Source organism: Alishewanella longhuensis (assembly GCF_014653435.1).
Taxonomy (GTDB): Bacteria; Pseudomonadota; Gammaproteobacteria; order Enterobacterales; family Alteromonadaceae; genus Alishewanella; species Alishewanella longhuensis.
Genome location: NZ_BNAO01000003.1, coordinates 2,955 through 3,161, shown reverse-complemented (window position 1 = coordinate 3,161; position 207 = coordinate 2,955). Strand labels below are relative to the sequence as shown.

Below are 207 nucleotides of genomic sequence, written 5' to 3'. Positions count from 1 at the left end.
GCGAGTTTAGCTCAGCTGGTAGAGCGCGACCTTGCCAAGGTCGAGGTCACGAGTTCGAACCTCGTAACTCGCTCCAACTCGTCAGAGATGGAACAAAAATTGGCGGGTTGGCAGAGTGGCCATGCAGCGGATTGCAAATCCGTCCACCTCGGTTCGACTCCGGGACCCGCCTCCATTAACACAGTTACTTGGTTACAAAAAGTTGTC

2 tRNA genes are annotated in these 207 nt (G+C 54.1%); both read left to right on the top strand.

Annotation, left to right across the window (positions count from 1 at the left end):
* A tRNA-Gly gene (locus IE163_RS07100) sits at nt 1-76 on the top strand.
* A gap of 25 nt (nt 77-101) precedes the next feature.
* Nucleotides 102-175 (top strand) — tRNA-Cys (locus IE163_RS07095).
* The last annotated feature ends 32 nt before the right edge of the window (nt 176-207 follow it).